This window comes from bacterium (assembly GCA_021372615.1).
Taxonomy (GTDB): Bacteria; Armatimonadota; Zipacnadia; order Zipacnadales; family UBA11051; genus JAJFUB01.
This window is the reverse complement of the sequence record JAJFUB010000129.1, coordinates 1-6,721: the sequence shown is the minus strand read 5'-3', so window position 1 is coordinate 6,721 and position 6,721 is coordinate 1. Positions and strand designations below refer to the sequence as shown.

Below are 6,721 nucleotides of genomic sequence, written 5' to 3'. Positions count from 1 at the left end.
GGCGGTGGACGCCGCTGGCGTGATCTACGTGGCGGAGCAGGGGGGCCACCGGGTGCGGCGGATCGCGCTGAGTAGCGGCGACGGGACGCTGCCGTCACACTACCTGGTGACAACGCTGGCGGGGTCGGGGACGGCGGGGTTCGCGGAGGGGAATGGGACGGCGGCGGCGTTCAACGGTCCGCGGGGCGTGGCGGTGGATGCGGACGGGAACGTGTACGTGGCGGACGCGGGGAACTACCGGGTGCGGGTGGTGCGTCCGACGGGTCAGGTGACGACGGTGGCGGGGACGGGGAGCGGGGGCGCGACGGACGGCGCGGGCAATGTGGCGACCTTCAACGGGCTGTATGGTGTGGCGGCATTGCCGGACCGGGGGCGGGGGATGGCGCTGGTGGTGGCGGACATGAACGCGCGGACGCTGCGGCAGCTGCGGCTGCGGGAGGGGGCGGCCATCGGGAGCGCGTCGAACTGGATCGTGCAGACGCTGGCGGGCCAGAACGGGGCGGCGGGTGCGACGGACGGCAGCGGCGACCTGGCGCGGTTCCATACGCCGCGTCTGGTGGCGGCGGCGAGCAGCGGGACGCTGTATGTGGCGGACAACGGGAACAGCAGTATCCGCCGGGTGGTGCCGAATGAGGGCTTCTTCCCGATCGGTGCGCCGACGGGCGCGACAGGCGAGAGCGTGCGTCTGTCCAACGCCGATGCCTGGATGACGAACCCGAGCGGGAGTGAGTACCCAAGCTTCCCCATCCGCAAGTACCCGAGCCTGCAACCCGACGAGGCGAGTGCTCCGGTGACGTGGGCCTTCGTAGTGCCCGCCGGCGTCACCGCCTTCGAGTTCACGGTGAAGGTGGAGGGGCCGACGAGTGTGCTGGCTCCGCCGGAGGCTGCCACGGGGGCCGGCTCCCCGCGCGTCTGGGTGCGGCATGTGGCCGGCAACTCGGCCGGGTTCACGGATGGCCCGGGCACCGCGGCCCGTTTGGGCTTCATATGTGGACTGGACGAACTGAACGGCTACCTCTATGCCGGCGACTATGACAACTGCGCCGTGCGGCGCATTGACCGGGACGGGAACGTGAGCACCCTGGCCGGCGTCCCCGGCATGGGGAGCGGCTACGTAAACGGGACGGGCAACGTGGCCAAGTTCTCCAGGCCGGGAGGGATAGCCGCCGTCTCGGGTGCGGACTGCCCGTGGCCCGGCGACCCGCGCGCCGTCTACCTGTTCGTGGCCGACGACGCCAATCACCGAGTGCGTATCCTGTGCACGCCACCGTATGGGACGGCAGTGGGCGCAGATTGGGAGCCAAGCGCCGATCCGGCCCAGTGGCAGGTCACCACTGCTGCCGGCAGCGGCGCGGCCAGCAACACCAACGGGCGCGGCGATGTCGCGGGCTTCAACTACCCCGGGAGCCTCGCGGCCCCGACCGGCCGGGTCGTCTACGTCAGTGAGTACGCGGGCAACCGGGTGCGGATGCTGCAGTGGACGGGCGGCAGCCCGATGGACCCGACGCACTGGCAGGTTAGCCTCGTGGCCGGGGATGACTCGTCCGGAGCCGGGGCGTCGGGCACGACGGACGCGATCGGCAGCGCCGCGCGGTTCGACACCCCCTTCGGGCTGGCGGTGGACGGCGCCGGGTGTGTCTTCGTGGCCGACATGGGCAACCACCGCATCCGCCGGATCACGCCGGACTGCAATGTTACCACACTCGCGGGCTCAACCACCGGCTATGCCGATGGTGTGGGCGCGGCAGCACAGTTCTGGGAGCCCAGGGACGTGACCGTGGACAGCGCCGGCTATCTGTACGTGACTGACCGCAGCAACCGGCGCATCCGTCGCGTCAGCCCGGCCGGCGTCGTGACCACGGTCGCCGGCACCGGCGCCTCGAGCTGGACCGACGGCCGGGGAGACACGGCCACCTTCTCTCAGCCCAACGTGTTGACCATCACGTCCAGCGGCGACCTGTACGTCGTCGACAACAACATGACGCTGGGGGGCATCCTCCGTCTGGTGCAGCGGGTCTTCGACATCGGGATGCCGTAGCGACGACGACCGTGCGCGCGGGGTGACTGACTTGCCGACCACGTGGGGCCGCCCGGGCGGCCCCACGTTGCTGTGCGCCACCCGCAGGAGAGCCCTGCACACCACGCGAATAGGACCAGCGAAGCAACCGTACCTCAATGGGGCGGGTCGGCGGGACAGCCGGAGGTGCTCGCGGCCGCCTGGAGAGTGAGGCTCGAGATGCGTGCGTTCACCATTGCCGTTGCGCTGCTGGTGGCCGGCATGGGCCTGGCCCAGGAGGCCCGGGTCGGTCAGGAGCTGCTCAAGAACGGGAGCTTCGAGGCGGCGGACAAGTCCGGCACGCGCCCGGCCGACTGGGGCTGGGGCGGGCCGATGCGGTGGGCCGGCGAGAACGGCAACCACTGGATCGTGCAAGAAGCCACCACTCCGGGCAGCATGAGCGCCGGGCAGGATGTGCCGCTGGGCGACAACTTCTGGAAGCTGCGGGTCAGTTGCCGCGTGCGCGTGACCAACGTCGTGCAGGGCGCCGAGAGCTGGTATGACGCTCGCATCGCGATGCAGTTCCAGGACGCGAACCGCAAGATGGTCGGGGCCTGGCCGAACGTACTGCACTTCACGGGCTCGACCGAGGGCTGGCAGGCGCAGCAGCGCGACTACATCGTGCCGGTAGGGGCCACGCGCCTGAACCTGTCGTGCTCGCTCTTCACCACCACGGGCAGGGTCGAGTGGGATGATGTCTCCGTCACGCTGCTGAAGCTCCGGCCGGTGGTGGAGGATGCGACGCTGCCGGCGGGCGTGGTGGCGGCGTGGGACGTGGCGAGCGCCTGGCAGCAGCAGACGGCGACCCGGGGGAAGATCTGCCTCAACGGGCTGTGGCGCTTCCACCCGGTGGACCTGAAGCAGACGGAACTGCCGGCGGCGGGGACGGGGTGGGGCTACCACAAGGTGCCCGGCACGTGGACGCCCGGCAACTCGTGCATGACGCCGCTGGGGCCGGACATCTGGGAAGACCAGATGGACTTGAGCAAGATGGATGCGGCCTGGTATCAGCGCCGGATCAGCATCCCGGCCGGTTGGGCCGGGCGGCGCCTTCTCATTAGCCTGGACAACCCCAAGCAGACCGCGCGGGTGCTGGTGGACGGGCAGGAGGCCGGACGGATCCTGTGGCCCGGCGGCAAGGTGGACATCACGCGCCTGGCCCGGCCGGGGGCCGAGCAGGAGCTGTCGGTGTATGTCCTCGCCCTGCCGCTGGAGCCCGAGCAGATCCGGATCGCCCGTGAGGACCTGATCGAGAAGGTGCGGTCCGAGACGCGCTTCAAGGGCCTGTGCGGCGACAGTTATCTGGAGTCCGAGCCGAGGGGGGCGCGAGTTGAGGATGTGTTCCTCAAGCCGTCGGTGCGGCGGGGCGGGCTCGCGGTGGCGTGCGAGCTGACGGGCCTCGACCCGGCGCAGCGCTACCGGCTGCGGACCAGCGTCGCCGCCGGCGGCAAGACCGTGAAGGCCTTCACCAGCGCCGACTTCGCGGGCGCGGACCGGCAGGAGTTCTTCGGCCCGTGGGCCGACGCGAAGCTGTGGGACCTCGACCAGCCGAACCTCTACACCGCCTCCGTGGAGTTGCTCGACAGCGGCGGCAAGGTGCTTGATGTCACGACCCCGACCGAGTTCGGGTTCCGCGAGTTCTGGATCCAGGGCAAGGACTTCATGCTCAATGGGAAGCGGATCCACCTGCGGTGCCTGGACTACTTCAACACGGGGCGCGACTTCGCGCTGTCGAGCCTCCCCGTCGTCAAGGAGACCTTCCGCCGGGCGCGGAGCATAGGCTTCAACTATGTGATCCACGGCAACTACGACTACGAGCCGCAGTCGTTCGCGTACATGGCCGATACGCTGCGCGCGGGCGACGAGGTCGGCTTCCCGATGAGCTACTCCACCCGCCACGTGTCGCGGATCTATCGCGACTTCGAGAACCCCGAGAAGCGGGCGGACTGGAACCGCATCGTGGACTACGCAGTGAAGCAGGTGCGCAACCACCCGTGTGTCTTCATGTGGGCGATGAACCACAACTTCACCGGCTGGGCGGACGACCAGAGCCCGGCGCTGCTGCCCGGGAAGTTCGAGCCGTCCGAGCAGGACGACGCCGAGATGTGGAAGCGCCGCCACGCGGCGACGCTGGCCGAGCAGTACGTCATGGGCCTGGATGGCACCCGCCCGTGCTACCACCACCAGAGCGGCACGCTCAACCAGATGACGACCCTGAACTGCTACCTGTGCTTCACGCCGCTGCAGGAGCGGATCGAGTGGCTGTCGGCGTGGGCGAGCGAGGGCGTCAAGCCGCTGTTCCTCGTCGAGTTCGGCCTGCCCCACCAGGCCAGTTGGGGCGGCCACCGGACGGGGCCGTTCATCTGGCGCAACAAGGTCAACTCCGAGCCGCTCGTGCAGGAGTTCGGGGCGATGTACAACGGCGATGGGGCGTACGACCTCCCCCAGTACGCCGACGACCACTACGACACCATCGCGAAGGTCTACGCCCGGCATGAACCGTTCCACATCTGGGACGTGCTGGGGGCGTACTGGGGCAACCGCTGGGAGAAGAACTTCCTGGAGCTCAAGACCCTCCACACGCGGCTCACCTGGCCGGCCTTCCGCACGTACGGCATCTCCTCCATCCTGCCGTGGGACCAGGCCGACCTGTTCAAGCCGGTGGCCAACGCCCAGCGCCCGCGCCAGGACTTCCCGACCGACTGGGCGCGCCTGCAGCGGCCGGGCATCGCCCCGGACTTCCGCCCGGCCGACAGCGGCGGCGACTGGCTGATCGCGGCGGACTTCGCGCAGGTGGAGCCGACGTCGCTGGGGAGCATGTTCGCACGGGTCAACCGCGAGACGCTGGCGTACATCGCCGGCCCGACGCGGCGCTTCACGGCGCAGGATCATCTCTTCGCGCCGGGGGAGAAGATCGAGAAGCAGATCGTCATCATCAACGACCTGCGGCGGGAGGCGACGTTCGGATACTCGTGCACGGCGACCGGCACGGCACTGCAGTGCCGTGGCACCGTGAAGGTCGCTGCCGGGGACAAGGCGATGATCCCGTTCACGTTCGTGGCAACGGCTGCGGTTCTGGAGAACCGCGCTCCGACGGCTGCGGGTCTGGAGACCCGCGGTCCAACGACGGGCGACACGCCGGGGAAGGTTACGCTGACGGTGACGCTCGAGGGGAAGACGGATGAGACGCTGCAGGACAGCTTCGACTTCACCGTCGTCGCGGCGACGCCGCCGGCGAAGACGACGGCGAAGATCGCGCTGTACGACCCCAAGGGTCTGACGGCGAAGCTCCTGACGGAGGTGGGGTTGCGGTTTGACATGGTGACGCAACCCGTCGCGCCGGCGGGCACGGGCCTGCTGATCATCGGGCGCGAGGCGATGACGCCGGAGGGGCCGGGCCTCGGTCTGGCCGGCCTGACCGGGCGCGGGGTCAATGTGCTCATCTGCGAGCAGACCGAGGACGTGTTGCAGCGGCGCTGGGGCTTCCGCACGGCGAGCCCTTGCGTGCGGCGGGTGTTCGTGCGGCAGCCGGGGCACCCGGTGTGCCAGGGCTTGAGCGATGACCTGCTGCGCGACTGGCGGGGCAGCTCGTCGCTGCTGCCCGCGTATCCGCTCAGGGCGGAGTTTCACCGCGGCTACCCCCAGGAGCTGTGGTGCGGCTTCATGAACACGCGGACGTGGCAGTGGGGCAACTACGGGTCGGTCGCGAGTGTCGTAATCGAGAAGCCGGCGCGGGGGAACTGGTCGAACATCCTGGACTGCGAGTTCGACCAGCAGTACACGCCGCTGACGGAGTGGATCACGCCGCAGGGCCGGGCGATCTTCTCACAGCTTGACTTCAGCGGGCGCGACATGGCCGACCCGGCGGCCGGGCGGCTGCTGGCGAACTTGCTCGCGTATGCACAGCAGCCGGCGCAGACGGCCCTGCGGCCCTGCCGGGTGGAGGCGGGGGCCGAGTTCGCAGCCCTGCTCAAGCAGCTCGGCACGCAGACCGGCGGGAGCGACATCGCGGTCATCGGGCCGGGGGTGAAGGCCGAGGCGGCGCAGGCGGCGGTGAGCGCGGCGCAGACAGTTGTGTGCCTCGGTCTTGACGGCCCGGCGCTCAGCGCGATCCTGCCCTTCCCCGTCACAACGCAGGAGCGGAAGCTGACCCACACGCTGATCGGGCGGCCGACGTCCGGGGCGCTGGCGGGACTGGGCAATAGCGAGTTCCACTGGCGCGCGCGGATGACCATCCCGGCCATCACACAGGCGGGCAACTTGCAGATGGCGCCGAACGGGGTCTTCGCTGAGGGGACTGTGGGCGGGAAGCGGTTCGTGCTGATGCAGTCCACGCCGGCGATGTTCAACTGGCAGGACGCGCCGCAACTGAAGCGCACGTGGCGGCATGCACTGGTGGCGCTGGCGCGGCTGCTGACCAACTGCGGCGTGGCGCTGGATTGCCCGCTGCAGGCGCGGCTGAACACCCCGGCCCCGGTCAGTCTCGACCTGTCGGGCCCGTGGCGCTTCACGACCGACCCGGAGAAGAAGCTGCAGGCGGCACAGGTGGCGGCGCCGGACTTCGACGCCTCGGCCTGGCGGGAGCTGGAGACGCCCGGCGGGTGGGAGACGAAGGCCGCCGATCTGAAGGACTATGACGGGATCGCGTGGTACCGCAAGGAGTTC

General features: G+C 69.8%; 2 protein-coding genes. Both read left to right on the top strand.

Annotated elements, in window-relative coordinates; genetic code table 11:
- On the top strand, positions 1-2,038 hold a 2,038-nt coding region (locus LLH23_19105; GenBank protein ID MCE5240573.1), incomplete at its 5' end, for a hypothetical protein.
- 198 nt (positions 2,039-2,236) lie between these two features.
- A partial coding sequence (locus tag LLH23_19100) for a hypothetical protein (protein ID MCE5240572.1) occupies positions 2,237-6,721 on the top strand: 4,485 nt, incomplete at its 3' end.